At 65.3% G+C, this 14,139-nt stretch carries 13 protein-coding genes and 2 pseudogenes; 10 read left to right on the top strand and 5 right to left on the bottom strand.

Going from position 1 to position 14,139, the window contains the following annotated elements; all coding sequences use genetic code 11:
• Positions 1–40 precede the first annotated feature (40 nt).
• Genes RMQ73_RS08470 through RMQ73_RS08455 form a run of 4 tightly spaced genes read left to right on the top strand, consistent with a single transcriptional unit; the run spans position 41 to position 4,237 of the window.
• The gene (locus RMQ73_RS08470; protein WP_310497710.1) at positions 41–979 is read left to right on the top strand and encodes an alpha/beta hydrolase; all 939 of its coding nucleotides are present in this window, start codon (positions 41–43) and stop codon (positions 977–979) included.
• Positions 976–1,473: an RNA pyrophosphohydrolase gene (locus tag RMQ73_RS08465; RefSeq protein ID WP_310497709.1), complete on the top strand. Its 498-nt coding sequence runs from the start codon at positions 976–978 to the stop codon at positions 1,471–1,473. Before RMQ73_RS08470 ends, RMQ73_RS08465 begins: the two co-directional genes overlap by 4 nt.
• Before the next feature lie 41 nt (positions 1,474–1,514).
• Positions 1,515–3,518, top strand: a complete 2,004-nt coding sequence (locus tag RMQ73_RS08460; RefSeq protein WP_310497708.1) for a multicopper oxidase domain-containing protein — start codon at positions 1,515–1,517, stop codon at positions 3,516–3,518.
• Entirely contained in the window at positions 3,518–4,237 is a 720-nt protein-coding gene (locus tag RMQ73_RS08455; RefSeq protein WP_310497707.1) for a copper resistance protein B, read from the top strand. Before RMQ73_RS08460 ends, RMQ73_RS08455 begins: the two co-directional genes overlap by 1 nt.
• A 4-nt stretch (positions 4,238–4,241) precedes the next feature.
• On the opposite strand, the gene thiS is transcribed toward RMQ73_RS08455, so the two are convergent.
• Entirely contained in the window at positions 4,242–5,225 is a 984-nt protein-coding gene (gene thiS, locus RMQ73_RS08450; RefSeq protein ID WP_310497706.1) for a sulfur carrier protein ThiS, read from the bottom strand.
• Between the two features lie 57 nt (positions 5,226–5,282).
• Here thiS and aroQ point away from each other — a divergent pair, with 57 nt between their 5' ends.
• The 4 genes from aroQ to aat are packed head-to-tail and all read left to right on the top strand — an operon-like array spanning position 5,283 to position 8,336.
• A complete protein-coding gene (aroQ, locus tag RMQ73_RS08445; protein ID WP_310497705.1) occupies positions 5,283–5,723 on the top strand; it encodes a type II 3-dehydroquinate dehydratase in 441 nt (146 codons plus the stop codon).
• Between the two features lie 32 nt (positions 5,724–5,755).
• The gene (gene accB, locus RMQ73_RS08440) at positions 5,756–6,223 is read left to right on the top strand and encodes an acetyl-CoA carboxylase biotin carboxyl carrier protein (protein ID WP_310497704.1); all 468 of its coding nucleotides are present in this window, start codon (positions 5,756–5,758) and stop codon (positions 6,221–6,223) included.
• A gap of 5 nt (positions 6,224–6,228) precedes the next feature.
• On the top strand, positions 6,229–7,578 hold the full coding sequence (accC, locus tag RMQ73_RS08435) for an acetyl-CoA carboxylase biotin carboxylase subunit (protein WP_310497703.1): 1,350 nt from the start codon (positions 6,229–6,231) through the stop codon (positions 7,576–7,578).
• 41 nt (positions 7,579–7,619) lie between these two features.
• Positions 7,620–8,336 carry a leucyl/phenylalanyl-tRNA--protein transferase gene (gene aat / locus RMQ73_RS08430; RefSeq protein WP_310497702.1) on the top strand — a complete coding sequence of 239 codons (717 nt, stop codon included), beginning with the start codon at positions 7,620–7,622 and terminating at the stop codon, positions 8,334–8,336.
• A gap of 35 nt (positions 8,337–8,371) precedes the next feature.
• Here aat and RMQ73_RS08425 read toward each other — a convergent pair.
• From RMQ73_RS08425 to RMQ73_RS08415, 3 genes and pseudogenes are all read right to left on the bottom strand, one after another.
• A pseudogene (locus RMQ73_RS08425) lies at positions 8,372–8,728 on the bottom strand (DUF2155 domain-containing protein); the annotation flags it as partial.
• 40 nt (positions 8,729–8,768) lie between these two features.
• Positions 8,769–9,281: an outer membrane lipid asymmetry maintenance protein MlaD gene (locus tag RMQ73_RS08420; protein WP_310497701.1), complete on the bottom strand. Its 513-nt coding sequence runs from the start codon at positions 9,279–9,281 to the stop codon at positions 8,769–8,771.
• A 3-nt stretch (positions 9,282–9,284) separates the two neighbouring features.
• Positions 9,285–9,674, bottom strand: a complete 390-nt coding sequence (locus RMQ73_RS08415) for an NADH:ubiquinone oxidoreductase subunit NDUFA12 (protein ID WP_310497700.1) — start codon at positions 9,672–9,674, stop codon at positions 9,285–9,287.
• Between the two features lie 98 nt (positions 9,675–9,772).
• Here RMQ73_RS08415 and RMQ73_RS08410 point away from each other — a divergent pair, with 98 nt between their 5' ends.
• Positions 9,773–11,005 (top strand): TCR/Tet family MFS transporter, encoded by a 1,233-nt coding sequence (locus RMQ73_RS08410; RefSeq protein WP_310497699.1) that lies wholly within the window; start codon positions 9,773–9,775, stop codon positions 11,003–11,005.
• A gap of 10 nt (positions 11,006–11,015) precedes the next feature.
• Here RMQ73_RS08410 and RMQ73_RS08405 read toward each other — a convergent pair whose 3' ends face one another.
• Positions 11,016–13,790 carry a pitrilysin family protein gene (locus tag RMQ73_RS08405; RefSeq protein WP_310497698.1) on the bottom strand — a complete coding sequence of 925 codons (2,775 nt, stop codon included), beginning with the start codon at positions 13,788–13,790 and terminating at the stop codon, positions 11,016–11,018.
• Positions 13,791–13,846: 56 nt separating this feature from the next.
• On the opposite strand from RMQ73_RS08405, the pseudogene RMQ73_RS08400 reads away from it, so the two are divergent.
• Positions 13,847–14,139, top strand: a pseudogene (locus RMQ73_RS08400) (peptidase M28); the annotation flags it as partial.

The following is a 14,139-nucleotide window of genomic DNA, read 5'->3' as shown; positions in this document are numbered from 1 at the left end:
TCAATCAGCAAGTTTGATCCCGTTACCGGAGTTTTCCCCGATGCCCTATGTCCGCCCCGATGTGCAGAATCTGCTGAACATCCTTGCCGCCCAGCCGGGTCCGATCTTGTCGGAAATGCCGCCCGAAGGCGGACGCCAGATGATGCTGGCGATGGGACCGATGCTGGAAACCCCGCGCGGCGAACTGGCCGAGGTCAAGGAACTGTCGATTCCGGCGCCGCATGGGTCCATCCCTGCCCGGCTATACCGCGCGGCGCTGTCGGACGCGCCGGCGCCGGTCATCATCTATCTGCACGGCGGCGGCTGGGTGATCGGCGATCTGGAAACCCATGATTCGCTGTGCGCCGAAATCGCACGCCTCTCGGGCATCACCGTCGTGTCGGTGGATTACCGGCTGGCGCCCGAACATGTGTTTCCAGCCGCTGCCGACGACGCCATCACGGCGGCAGACTGGGTCGCTGCTTCGCCTGCCGAAATCGGCCACCCGGTCAGCGGTATCATTCCGGCCGGTGACAGCGCCGGCGGCAATCTGGCGGCTGTCATCTGCCAGGCGCGCGCCGACACCCTGCACATTCCGGCACAGTGGCTGATCTATCCCGGCGTGGACATGACCGCGGCCGAAGGCTCGATGGTGGAATTCGCCGATGGCTATCTGTTGACCGCAGCCAGCATGCGCTGGTTCATGGACCATTATCTGCCCGCCGGTGTAAACCGGCTCGACCCGCGCGCCTCGCCGTTGCATGCCGAAACGCGGGCCGGCCAGCCGCCGGCGCTGGTGTTCACATGCAGCCTTGATCCGCTGCGCGACCAGGGCCGCGCCTATGCCGGACGGCTGATCGAGCATGGCGTTCGGGCGATCTTTCGCGAGGCCGAAGGCCAGATCCATGGCAGCGCAACGCTGCGCATGGGCCTGCCATCGGCACAGGCCGATCTTGTGGCCTGCATCGCCGATCTGAAGCAGTTGTTGACAGTCGCATGACCCCCACGGCTGTCCCGCGCACCCACAAATCCGGCCTGCCCTATCGCCCCTGCGTGGGCGTGTTGCTGGTCAATTCGCAGGGGCTGGTCTTCACCGGCCAGCGGCTGGATTCCGTGCTTGAGGCCTGGCAGATGCCGCAGGGGGGCATCGACCCCGGCGAGGAGCCGCTGGACACCGCCATCAGGGAACTGGGCGAGGAAACCGGCATCGCCGCGCATCTGGTGCAACCGCTCGGCGAAACACCGGATTGGCATTATTACGACCTGCCCGAAGAGATGGTCGGCATCATCTGGAAAGGCCGTTATGCCGGTCAGCGCCAGAAATGGTTCGCGATGCGGTTTCTGGGCACTGATGCCGATGTCGATATCGCCACCGAGCACCAGGAATTCCGCGCCTGGCGGTGGAGCGCCATCGACACGCTGGTGGACATGGCGGTGCCCTTCAAGCGCCAGCTTTATACCGATGTCATCGGGGTGCTTTTGCCGCATCTGTGACATGCTGGCGATTGCGGGGCATTCAAGGTAAAGCGACGCGCATGATCTTGCTGCGTCTGCTTGCCCTGGTGCTGACCTTGGCCGCCGTGCCGGCGGCGGCGCGTACCTATGACATACTGATCGAACGGCAGCGGCAGGAGATCATGCCGGGCCGGCGCGATCTGGTGGTGACGATGAACGGCACCGTGCCAGGGCCGACACTGCGCTTTGTCGAAGGCGAACAGGCCGAGATCCGCGTCACCAACAAGCTGGCGGAAACTGCCAGCATCCATTGGCACGGGCTGTTGCTGGACGGCGCACAGGACGGCGCGCCTGGTTTCAACGGCTTTGCCGGCATCGCACCGGGCACCACGCACGTTTATCGCATCAAACTGCGCCAGTCCGGCACCTATTGGTATCATGCCCATTCCAGCGGCCAGGAACAGTCCGGCCAATATGCGGCGTTGATCATCACGCCCAAAGACGCCGACCCTATCGTGTCCGATCGCGAGCATGTCGTGCTGCTCTCGGAGCTGACGCGCGAACAGCCGGGGCGCATCCTCAAGAATCTGAAAGCTGATTCCGGCTGGTACAACTGGAACAAGCGGACATTTCCCGAGCTGATGCGCGATGCCGCCAAGTTCGGCATGGGCAAGACGCTGGCCGAGCGCCGCGCCTGGGGCGACATGCGGATGGACGCAACCGATATCGCCGATGTGACCGGCTATGACCTGCTGCTGGCCGGGCAGCCGACGGCGCGCCGGCCATGGCTGGCGTTCAAGCCCGGCGAGCGCGTGCGGCTGCGCTTCATCAACGGCTCGGCGATGTCGTTCATGGATGTGCGGATCCCGGGGCTGGCCATGACCATCGTGGCCGCCGACGGCCGACCGGTGGAGCCGGTGACCGTCGATGAATTCCGCATGGGTGTCGCCGAAACCTATGACGTGATCGTGGAACCACGCGAGGACCGCGCCTATCCGCTATGGGTCGAAACGCTGGACCGCCGCGCCCATGTGCTTGGCGCGCTCAGCCCCCGCGCTGGCATGGCGGTCACTGCTCCGCCGCTGCGCCCCAAACAGGTGCTGATGCTCAGCGAAATGGGCCATGCCATGGCAGGCATGACCATGGCCGCTGCGCCTGCGCCCGGCGCTGCGCCAGCGGCCGCCGATCCCAAATGCCCGCCAGAACATGCTGCGATGGGCCATTGCACGCCGACTGCGCAAGCGCCGGCTGTAGTTGACCCCAAATGCCCGCCAGAGCACGCGGCCATGGGCCATTGCATGCCAGCAGCGCCCGTGCCGGCTGCGGCTGACCCCAAATGCCCGCCAGAACATGCCGCCATGGGCCATTGCACGCCAGCAGCGCCAGCGCCCGGCGGGCCGCGCATGGGCACGGCGGTCACGGCGGCAGCGCGCGGCGATACCGGCCTGCCATATCCGCGCGTCGATTATGGTTTCGGCAGCGATCCGATGGCCGGCATGGACCATGCCGCAATGGGTCACAGCATGATGGCGATGCCGGTGCTGGGCGCCGAGGGCGAAACGGATGGCTCAGGACGCGTGTTCGGCTGGGCGACCGGCGCACCTTATGGGGCGCGCGTGCTGTCGGTGCGCGATCTGGCGGCGTTGCGGCCAGTCGCGGATGCGCGGCCGCCGACGCGCGAGCTTGTCATCCGTATCCAGGGCAATATGGAACGCTATATCTGGACGCTCAATGGCCAGAAATTCGGCGATGCGCCGCCGCTGCGCGTCAGGTTCAACGAACGGGTGCGCATCACCTTTGTCAACGAAACCATGATGGCGCACCCCATGCACCTGCACGGCATGTTCTTTCAGGTGGACAATGGGCAACCGTTGGAAAAAATGCCGGAAAAGAACGTCATAGCCGTAGCGCCGGGCCGCACGCAGTCGATCATCGTCACCGCCAACGAGGCCGGAGAATGGCCGCTGCACTGCCATCTGCTTTATCACATGGAAAGCGGCATGATGCGCAAGTTCATCGTCGCCAGCGTCGATGCCCCTGACGGCACGCCCGCTGCGCCGGCGGCTGGCCACGGCAGTCATTGATGATGCGCATGGTCCTGTTGGCAGGGCTGCTGTGGGCCAGCCCCGCATGGTCGCAAACGGCCGCAATGCCGGACATGGCGAAACACCATGGCGGCCAGACCTACAGCTTTGCCACGGCGGAGGTCGATTACACGCGCTTTGATGGCAGCGGCGTCGTCAACTGGGACGCCGAAGGCTGGATCGGCAGCGACATGAACAAATTCTGGTGGCGCACCGAAGGTGAAACAGACGGGCCGCGCCTTGAGCAAGTTGAATTTCAGGCGCTGTACAGCCGCAATGTCGCGACGTTTTTCGACCTTCAAGGCGGGCTGCGCTATGATATCGAGCCTGACCGGCGCGGTTATGCCGTCATCGGTATCCAGGGCCTGGCGCCTTATTTCTTCGAAACGCAGCTTCATGCCTTTATCGGATTCAAGGGCGATGTGCTGGTGCGACTGCGCCAGTCGTTCGACATCCGCATGACCAACCGGCTGGTGCTGGAACCGATGCTGGAAACCGATCTGTATCTGACCGATGTGCCGGAGCGGCGCATTGCATCGGGGTTTTCTATCATCGAAGCCGGCGTGATGGCGCGTTATGAAGTCACCCGCAAGGTTGCGCCCTATGTCAGCGTGATGTTCGAACGCCGGCTCGGCGGCTCGGCCCGGCTTGCCGCAGCGGCCGGCGAAAATGTCGGCGGCTGGTCATTGCGCGGCGGCGTGCGGTTCTGGTTCAACTGACCGTTCAGATCAGGCCCGCGAGCGGACTGGAGGGATCGGCATAGCGGCGGCGCTGCATGCGCCCGGCGCGATACGCTAGACGGCCGCTTTCGACCGCCAGCTTCATGGCGCGGGCCATCAGCACCGGGTCCCTTGCCTCGGCAATGGCGGTGTTCATCAGTACGCCGGCACAGCCCAGTTCCATGGCAACGGCGGCGTCCGACGCGGTGCCGACGCCGGCATCGACGAGCACCGGCACACGCGCGCCCTCGATGATCATGCGCAATGTCACGGGGTTCTGAATGCCAAGGCCCGAGCCGATCAGGCTGCCGAGCGGCATGATTGCACAGGCGCCCAGGTCTTCGAGTTTTTTGGCCGCGATGGGATCGTCGGCGCAATAGACCATGACATCGAACCCGTCCTTGACGAGTATATCGGTGGCCCGCAGCGTCTCGGCCATGTCTGGGTACAGGGTGCGCGCCTCGCCGAGCACTTCGAGCTTGACCAGGTTCCAGCCCCCGGCCTCGCGCGCCAGCCGCAGCGTACGCACCGCATCATCGCCGGTGAAACAGCCGGCGGTATTGGGCAGATAGGTATAGACTTTCGGGTCGATGAAATCGGTCAGCGTTGGCTGGCCCTTGTCGGTGACGTTCACGCGGCGCACGGCGACCGTGACGATTTCGGCGCCCGATGCCACCAGCGCGGCGGCATTCTGCGCAAAATCCTTGTACTTGCCGGTGCCGACGATCAGCCGGGAATGGAATTTGCGCCCCGCCACTTCCCAGCCGTCGGCATCATCATCATCCTGGCCTCCGCCGACGAAATGCACGATTTCCAGCCGGTCGCCATCGGCCAGCACCGTGTCGGCAAAGGTCGATCGCGGCACGATGGCAAGGTTGCGTTCCACCGCCACCATGGCCGCGTCCAGTTCCAGCGCGGCCAGCAGCGCCGAAATCGTGGTGGCCGGCGCCAGCGCGCGGGAATCGCCGTTAAGGGTGACTGAGATCATGCCCGTGCATATGCCAAGTGTTTGGCATGTGCGCCACTCCCGCGCTATGGTGCGACCATGAAACCGCTCGTCCTTATCCTCAACGGCCCCAATCTCAACCTGCTGGGCACCCGCGAGCCGGAGATCTATGGCCGCGACACGCTGGACAGCATCGGCGCAGCGCTGAGCGCGCAGGCGGATGCGCTGAGCCTTGAGATCGACATGCGCCAATCGAATCACGAGGGGCATCTGGTGGACTGGATTCACGAGGCCGGCGCGGCGGGCGCCCTGGCGATCATCCTCAATGCCGGCGCCTACACCCACACATCGATCGCCATTCACGACGCCATCAAGGCGGTGTCCGTCCCGGTCATCGAGGTGCATCTGTCAAACCCCCATGCGCGCGAGGCTTTTCGGCACAAAAGCCTGATTGCGCCGGTGGCGAAGGGCAGCATCTGCGGCTTTGGCGCCGGCTCCTACACACTCGCGCTGGACGCCGCCGCCGCTTTGCGGCATTGAGCGCGTCCTTATTGGGCAAGAACGGGGTACATATGGCTGTCGCCAAGGGACTCGAAGTTGACACCGCGCTGGTACGCGAACTCGCCGAGCTGCTGGACGCCAGCAAGCTGACCGAGATCGAAGTCAAGGATGGCGACCGGGTCATCCGCGTGGTTCGCGCCGGCGTGCCGGTCGCACAATCCTATGCGCCGTCCTATGCGCCCGCGCCAGTCGCTGCAGCGCCTGCCGCAGCCGCTGCGCCGGCCATCGATGATTGGAAGACGCATCCCGGCACGGTCAAGTCGCCGATCGTCGGCACCGCCTATCTCAGCCCGGAGCCAGGCGCAGCGCCCTATGTCACCGAAGGCCAGACCGTGGCAGCCGGTGAGACGCTGCTGATCATCGAAGCCATGAAGGTGATGAACCCGATTTCCGCGCCGCGCGCCGGCGTCGTCAAGAAGGTGCTGATCCGGTCCGAGCAACCCGTCGAATATGACGAACCGCTGGTCGTGATCGAGTAGTGGCAATGTTCGGCAAGGTCCTGATCGCCAATCGCGGCGAAATCGCGCTGCGCGTCCACCGCGCCTGCCGCGAAATGGGTATCCGCACCGTGGCGGTGCATTCCACCGCCGATGCCGATGCCATGCATGTGCGGTTGGCCGATGAGGCGATCTGCATCGGGCCGCCGTCGGCAACCGACAGTTATCTGAATATCCCGGCAATCATTTCGGCCGCTGAAATCGCGCAGGCCGATGCCATTCACCCCGGCTATGGCTTCCTGAGCGAGAATGCGCGCTTTGCCGAGATCGTCGAGAAGCACAAGATCGTCTGGATCGGCCCCGATCCCGAGCATATCCGCAAAATGGGCGACAAGATCGAAGCCAAGCGCACCGCAGCGATACTAGGCCTGCCACTGGTGCCCGGTTCGGACGGGCCGCTGACGTCGATCGAGGAAGCCATCAAGGTTGCCGATGCCATCGGCTATCCAGTGCTGGTCAAGGCTGCATCCGGCGGCGGCGGTCGCGGCATGAAGGTAATCCATGATGCCGCTTCTTTGCCCGGCCTGGTCCAGCAAGCCAAGAACGAAGCCAAAGCGGCGTTCGGCGACGACACCGTCTATCTGGAAAAATACCTCTCCGAACCGCGCCACATCGAATTTCAGGTGTTCGGCGACGGCAAGGGCGGCGCCATTCATCTGGGCGAACGCGACTGTTCCTTGCAGCGCCGCCACCAGAAGGTGCTCGAAGAAGCCCCGTCGACGGCGCTCAACGCCGACCAGCGTGCCGAAATGGGCGAGATCGTCCGTCAAGCGGTCGCCAAGCTCAAGTATCGCGGCGCCGGCACGATGGAGTTCCTGTACGAAGACGGAAAATTCTACTTCATCGAAATGAACACCCGTCTGCAGGTGGAACATCCGGTGACCGAGGCCATCACCGGCATCGATCTGGTGCGCGAACAGATCCGCGTTGCCGCCGGCATGCCCTTGTCGGTCACGCAGGACGAAATCCGCTTTGCCGGCCATGCCATCGAATGCCGCATCAATGCCGAAGACCCGGTGACGTTTGCGCCCTCGCCGGGCCGCGTGACGGATTTCCATGCACCCGGCGGCCTGCATGTCCGCGTCGATAGCGCCCTTTACGACGGCTATCGCATCCCGCCCTATTATGATTCGCTGATCGCCAAGCTGATTGTCTACGGCGCCAACCGCAACGATGCGATGATGCGTCTGCGGCGGGCGCTTGAGGAGTTTGTCGTGCACGGGCCAAAGACCACGATCCCGCTGCATCAGGCCTTGATCGAAGACCCGGATTTCATCAACGGCGACTATTCGATCAAATGGCTGGAGCGCTGGCTGGCGGCCAAGGCGGCGGCGTAACCACTGGCTTTTGCGCCGCGACTGGCGCAAATCTGAGAGCCATGTCCCGTCCGCTCGCCAATCGCCTCGATCCCGACATGCTGCTGCGCGCCTATGCCAGCGGCATATTCCCCATGGCCGAGCGTGCCGACAGCACCGATGTGTTCTGGGTGGAGCCGAAAAAGCGCGGTGTGCTGCCGCTGGATGATTTTCATCTGCCGCGCAGCCTGGCGCGCACGCTCAGGCAGGAACGCTTTGTGTTGACCGCCGACCGCGCCTTTGATGCGGTGCTGGCTGCTTGCGGCGAGCCGGCGCCGGGGCGCACCGAAACCTGGATCAACCCGATGATTGCCGATGCCTATCGCACGCTCGCCCGCGAAGGCCATGCCCATAGCGTCGAGGCATGGACACCGGACGGCGCGCTTGCCGGGGGATTATATGGCGTTCGGCTGGGCGGGGCGTTCTTTGGCGAATCGATGTTCACGCGGGTTCGCGATGCCTCCAAATGCGCGCTGGCCGCGCTGGTGGCGCGGCTGCGGGTGGGCGGTTTCGTGCTGCTCGACACGCAGTTCCTGACCAGCCATCTGGCCGGGTTCGGCGCAGTCGAAGTGCCGGCGCGGCAATACAAGGCTCAGTTGGGCGGCGCGCTCGGGGTGGCAGCCGATTTTGTTGCTGTGGATGCAGCCGCTGGCGGCCTTGGCCCGGCCTGGCCGGCTAGAACAGTGGCCGCACCCCTGTCGGGCCAGCGCATCGTGCAGCTTTTGACCCAGATGTCGTAGCGCGGGCTTTCGAGCACGTTGAGCGACGGACTTTGCGCGAACATCCAGCCCGAAAAGATACGCTGCGGCGCGGCGCTGGTGCCGGTGCGGGTGACGCGGCGTTCATCGATCTGCAGAAAGGCGCCGGTCAGCTGCTGTTCCCAGGGCGGGGTCGTCTCGCAGCTGCGCACGGTAACGCGCAGGCCGTGAAAATCGAATTGCTGGCCGGGCTTGCCGATGAAGTTGCGGGTCTCGCCGCTGCGCTTGTTCAGCGCGCCGATGACGACGACACGTTCAGCGTTGGGCGTGGCGGTCAGCACGAGCGGTGCGGACGGTTTTGCCGGCGGCTTGGTTGCTGCCGTCAGCGCAGTTGCTGCTGACGCTGGGGGCGGTGCTGGTCCCGTCTGCGCCATGGCAGGGCCTGCCAGCAATGCCAGCAGCAGGCGCCGCATGTTACTTGCTCTGCCCGGCTGGAGCCGGGGCTTCGGGTTTGTCGGCGCTTTGGGCATCGCCGCCGGAGCGGTTGACGACACTGCCGATGAGACCCATCAGGTCGGTCGCTCCCGAGGTTTCGGCGATTTCCTCGCCGGGCTTGAGCGTCACCGGATCGCCGCCGGGCGTCAGTGCGATATAGGTGCCGCCAAGCAATCCTTCGGACGTGATCGCCGCCGAGGAATCGATCGGCAGTTTCAGCGCAGGGTCGAGCGAGAATTGCAGCACGGCCTGATAGCTGACCGGATCGAGCGCCTGGCCGCTGACCTGGCCGACCTTGATGCCCGAGACGCGGATATCCGTGCCCGCCGCCACGCCGGCGACATTGCTGAAGCGTGCCGTCAGCATATAGCCATCATCCGCACGGCCGGCGCTGGTGCGGTCCCAGGCAAAGCTGACGAAACCCACTGCAACGATGACCACGACAAGGCCGATCAACGCTTCGACGACATTGTCCTTGAACAGCGCGCGCACCGGCTATTCTTCCGGGGTCCAGGCGCGATAATCGCCGGTGGCGGCCGGGCGCTTGCCAGCAGCCGCGAGGCTGCCGGCGGGGCGCCATGCCGCGTCGGTGCCGGTGGCGTTGGGCGTCCACGGCCGTTCCCAGACGCGCGGCGTGAGCGGCGCCGTTGTCGGCGGCTCGGTGACGGTCTTGTGCATCCACAGATGCCATTCCGGCGGAATCCGCGTCGCTTCGGGCGTGCCGTTGTAGATGACCCAGCGACGCTCGCTGCTGCCGGCGCCGCTGCGGTAATAGATGTTGCCTTCTCCGTCGCGGCCCACTTCGCTGCCAAAGCGCCACGTGTGCAGCCGGGTGCCGAGGCCGGGACCGTTCCACCAGGTAAAAATCGTCGTAAGCATACCCATGCCCCTCCCAAACACATTTAGCGGCGGCAACGCAACCCCTGCCGCCCGGCGGTCACGACGGATGGCGCAATTCGCGGCGCCTGCGCTATGAGTTGCACATGACAGTCATCAACCAGCGCCGCGCCCTGACCTTCATTTTCGTGACGGTGCTGATCGATGCCATCGGCTTTGGCGTGGTGATACCAGTGTTCCCGGCGCTGATCGTCAAGCTGACCGGCAGCGACCTTGCCGGCGCCGCGCGCGTGTCGGGCTGGATCGCGTTTCTGTATGCCGGTGTGCAGTTCCTGATGGGGCCGGTGATCGGCGGCCTGTCCGACCTCTTCGGGCGGCGGCCGGTGCTGCTCGCCAGCCTGCTGGCATTTGGTGTGGACTATCTGGTCATGGCCTTTGCGCCGACCCTGTGGTGGCTGGTGGTCGCCCGCGTCGTGGCCGGCATCACCGGCGCCACCTTCCCTACCGCTTATGCCTATATCGCCGATATTTCTGCGCCCGAGCAACGCGCCGGCAATTTCGGCGTCATCGGCATGGCGTTCGGTTTTGGTTTCATCATCGGGCCGGCACTGGGCGGAATCGTGTCTGGGTGGGGCAATGCCGTGCCATTCCTGCTCGCGGCCGCCCTTGCGTTTGCCAACGCGCTTTATGGCCTTATCGTGCTGCCCGAAAGCCTGGCGCCCGCCAGTCGCCGCGCCTTCGACTGGCGCCGCGCCAACCCGGCCGGCGCGCTGATGCGGCTGAAATCGGCGCACCCGTGCGTGCTGATGCTGGCGGCGACAGTGTTCGTCTGGACCCTGTCCTACCAGTCGCTCTATTCGGTCTGGAGTTTTTTCGGGCAGGAACGCTTTGGCTGGAACGCCGGAGAAGTCGGCTGGAGCCTGGCGGCGGTGGGCGTAACGGGCGCCATCGTGCAGGGCTTCCTGGGCCGGCGATTGATCCCGCGTTATGGCCAGACCAACGTCATATTGGCCGGCGTCGCCTCGGCCGTCGTCGGATACAGCATCTATGGTTTCGCCACTGCCGGCTGGATGATCTACGCCGGCATTGCGGTTTCGGCGCTGCAAGGCCTCGTGTTTCCCAGCCTTCAGGGCTTGATGTCGGCAGAGGTCGGCGCGGGCGAACAGGGCGAGTTGCAAGGCGCCGTGGCATCGATCCAGAGCCTGTCGGCAATTGTCGGCCCGCCATTGATGACCGGCACCTTTGCGTGGTTTTCGGGTCCCTCGGCAGCGATCTGGTTTCCCGGTGCACCGTTCCTGCTGTCGGTGGTTTTCGTGCTGGCGGCGCTGGCGATTTTCCTGCGCGCCATGGGTCTCAGGCGGGCTGCCGCGCCCGCCTGAGACCCATCATTCAGCGCACTTCGATGGGCAGGCCAAGGTCTTTCAACTGCGGCTCGACGGTCTTGCGGTCGCCAACCACAACCCAAGTCATGGCGCCGGCATCGAGCAGCCCGGTTTCCTTGTTGAGCGCCGCCGGCGTGAGGCTGCGCAGGCGCGGCACCAGCTTGGCATAATAATCATCGCCGCGCCCCAGCAGCGCGTTGCGCTCGATGGCGCCGAGCATGGCGCCGCCGGTTTCGAAATCGCCTGGCAACGTCAGGATGGCGCCGTTGATGGCGGTGTCGCGCTCCTTGGTGTCGATGGGGCGTGTCGTGCCGACGGCCTTGATCTCGGCGATCAGTTCCTTGAGCGATGCGCCGGTCTTGTCGGACTGCACCGGCGCCTGCACCACCCAGCTGATGCGGTCGATCTGATCACCCAATGACGAATAGGCGCCGTAAGACCAGTTTTTCGTCTCGCGCAGGTTCATGCTGAGCCGCGAGGCCGTGTCGCCGCCCAGCGCGTAATTGGCCTGGCGCAGCGCCTGCGGGTCGTCCTTGCCCAACAGCGGCAGCACCAGCCCGCCGCGAATGACGCTTTGCGGGCTGCCGGGCCGGTCGACCAGGATGATGCGCGGGCGGGGCGCCGGCACGGCGACAAAGGTCTTGGTGCCGCGCGGGACCGCCGCATCGGAACGCCAGCCGCCGAAATGCTTTTCGAGCATCGGCTTCAGTTCGGCCATGGTGACATCGCCAACCACGAACATGCGCGCCGTGTCGGGGCGCAGCCAGCGCTTGTGCCAGGCGATGATGTCACCGCGCGTCACCGCCGTCACCCCGGCGGTGGTGCCAGTGCCGGTGCCGGGCACGCCATAGGGGTGGGCGGGACCATAGAGCTCCGGTCCCAACAGTCGCCGCGCGATGGCCTGCGGGTTGGATTCTTCCTGCTTGATGCCGGTGAGGATCTGGCCGCGCACCCGTTCCAGTTCGGCGACCGGAAAGTCCGGCCGCTGCACGATGCCGGCATACAGCGCGACACTGGCATCAAGATTGGGTTTCAGCGCATCGAGCGTCAGCCGCGTGACATCGAAACTGGCGCCGCCGCCGATACCGGCGCCCAGCCGTTCACGCGCTTCGGCAATCTGCGGCCCGGTCAAACCATCGGCCCCTTCATCCAGCAGGCCCAGCGTCAGGCCCTGGATGCCCAGCAACTGGCGGTCATCGGCGCCGTAACCGGCATCGAACGCCATTGACAGTCGCACCAGCGGCAGGTCGCGGCGCTGCACCAGCTCGACGGCGATGCCGTTGGAGAGCGTGGCGCGCTCCACCGCCGGGAACACCAGCGGCGCCGGCGTGCCAAGGCCGGGGTCGGCCATGCGCGCCACAACCGTTACTGGCGGTGCCGGCGGCGGCGTCTTGGTGGCCGGCGTGTTGCTTTCGGCCGGAGGACGCGCGCCGGGCAGCACGGTCAGGCGGTAGTCGCCGCGCGCCAGCCATTCGCGCGCTGCTGCCTGCACGCTGGCGGGCGTCGCGTTCGCGTAATCACCAAGCATCGTGCGGAACGCGCCGGGGTTGCCGCTGTACACGGCGCCTTCGGCCAGGGTGACCGCCTTGCCGCCGAACCCGCCAACCGATTCCAGCCCGCGGATGGTGCCGGCCACGGCGCGGGTGGCGACACGGCTGACTTCGTCGGCGGTGGGGCCGTTTGCGACGAATTCGGCAATCGCGGCGTCAATTCGGGCCTCGACGGCCTTGGGATCGGCGCCGGGAGCCAGCGTCACGTCGATGCTGGGCATCGAGACTTTTTCGAACACCTGGTTGCCGCCCGACAGCGACACGGCCAGTTTCTTGTCGCGCACCAGATCATTGTACAGCCGTGACGACGCGCCGCCGGCAAGGATGGTCAACGCCACATCGATCTGGCGCGATGCGGCATCGTTGATGCCCGGCGCCACCCAATTATAGCTGATGTTGGTTGTGGGCACCTGGTCGTTCAGCGTTTCGCGGCGCGTCTGCGTCCAGCGCGGCACCGGCGCGTCATAGCGTTTCACATCCGGCCCGCGCGCAATCGCACCGAAATACTTGGCGGTCAGGCGTTTTGCCGAAGCCAGATCGATATCGCCGGCCAGCACCAGCACGGCATTGTTCGGGCCATAGTTGGCGCGGAACCAGCCGCGCACATCGGTCATCGAGGCGGCATCGAGGTCGGCCATCGAACCGATGGTCGAATGGCGATAGGGGTGGCCATCGGGGAACAGCGCCGCCAGCTTGACATATTCGGTCAGGCCCAGCGGCTGGTTGTCGCCCTGCCGCTTTTCATTCTGGACGACACCGCGCTGGGCATCGAGCTTGCCCTGCGTGACGGCGCCGAGCAGATAGCCCATGCGGTCGCTTTCGAGAAACAACGCCCGGTCGAGCGCGGCGGTCGGCACGCTTTCGAAATAATTGGTGCGGTCGAACCAGGTGGTACCGTTGGAATCGGTGGCGCCGAGGTCATTGAGCGATTGCAAAAAGCCCTTGGGGTCGTTCTCGCTGCCATAGAACATCAGATTTTCGAACAGATGGGCAAAGCCGGTCTTGCCGGCCGGCTCGTCCTTGGACCCGATATGATACCAGACGCTGACGGCCACGATCGGTGCCTTGCGGTCGGTATGGACGATGACGCGCAGGCCGTTGGGCAGCGTGAATTCATCGAACGGCACTTTGACTTCGCTGACCAGGGCCGCAACCGGCGCCGGAGCAGCCCCGGCGGGCAGATATGGCACAGCGGCGCTGGCGAACAGCAGAACGGGGAACAGACGGCGCATGACATCTCCGGATGAAGGCAATTGCCCATCCTTAACGCGGCTGTTAGCTACGGCAAATGAACAGATTGCACGCCATCATCCTTGCCCTGCCACTTGTTGCCGCAGCCCCGGCCGCGCAGCCCGATCCGCTGGCGCGCAGTTTCAAGGCGCATATGGATTTCCTCGCCGATGACCTGCTTGAGGGGCGCGGGCTGGGCAGCCGGGGGCACGAAATCGCCGCGCGCTATGTCGCCGGGCATTTTGCAGCGCTCGGCCTGACGCCGGCCGGCACCGAAGGCTGGCAACAGCGCGTGACCTTTGCCGAAAGCCGCATGGCCGGCGCGCCGGCAACCATGGTGCTGGACCGGGT

The organism is Sandarakinorhabdus sp. (assembly GCF_031430775.1).
Classification (GTDB): domain Bacteria; phylum Pseudomonadota; class Alphaproteobacteria; order Sphingomonadales; family Sphingomonadaceae; genus Sandarakinorhabdus.
The sequence above is the reverse complement of the archived record's forward strand: the minus strand, read 5'-3'. Positions and strand labels throughout refer to the sequence as shown.

Excerpts from the sequence above, each read along its gene's own strand:
- thiS (WP_310497706.1), bottom strand. The coding sequence starts at position 5,225 with ATGATCTCAGTCACCCTTAACGGCGATTCCCGCGCGCTGGCGCCGGCC.
- aroQ (WP_310497705.1), top strand. The coding sequence starts at position 5,283 with ATGAAACCGCTCGTCCTTATCCTCAACGGCCCCAATCTCAACCTGCTG.
- RMQ73_RS08460 (WP_310497708.1), top strand. The coding sequence starts at position 1,515 with ATGATCTTGCTGCGTCTGCTTGCCCTGGTGCTGACCTTGGCCGCCGTG.
- accC (WP_310497703.1), top strand. The coding sequence starts at position 6,229 with ATGTTCGGCAAGGTCCTGATCGCCAATCGCGGCGAAATCGCGCTGCGC.
- RMQ73_RS08470 (WP_310497710.1), top strand. The coding sequence starts at position 41 with ATGCCCTATGTCCGCCCCGATGTGCAGAATCTGCTGAACATCCTTGCC.
- RMQ73_RS08455 (WP_310497707.1), top strand. The coding sequence starts at position 3,518 with ATGATGCGCATGGTCCTGTTGGCAGGGCTGCTGTGGGCCAGCCCCGCA.
- aat (WP_310497702.1), top strand. The coding sequence starts at position 7,620 with ATGTCCCGTCCGCTCGCCAATCGCCTCGATCCCGACATGCTGCTGCGC.
- RMQ73_RS08405 (WP_310497698.1), bottom strand. The coding sequence starts at position 13,790 with ATGCGCCGTCTGTTCCCCGTTCTGCTGTTCGCCAGCGCCGCTGTGCCA.
- RMQ73_RS08410 (WP_310497699.1), top strand. The coding sequence starts at position 9,773 with ATGACAGTCATCAACCAGCGCCGCGCCCTGACCTTCATTTTCGTGACG.
- accB (WP_310497704.1), top strand. The coding sequence starts at position 5,756 with ATGGCTGTCGCCAAGGGACTCGAAGTTGACACCGCGCTGGTACGCGAA.
- RMQ73_RS08465 (WP_310497709.1), top strand. The coding sequence starts at position 976 with ATGACCCCCACGGCTGTCCCGCGCACCCACAAATCCGGCCTGCCCTAT.
- RMQ73_RS08415 (WP_310497700.1), bottom strand. The coding sequence starts at position 9,674 with ATGGGTATGCTTACGACGATTTTTACCTGGTGGAACGGTCCCGGCCTC.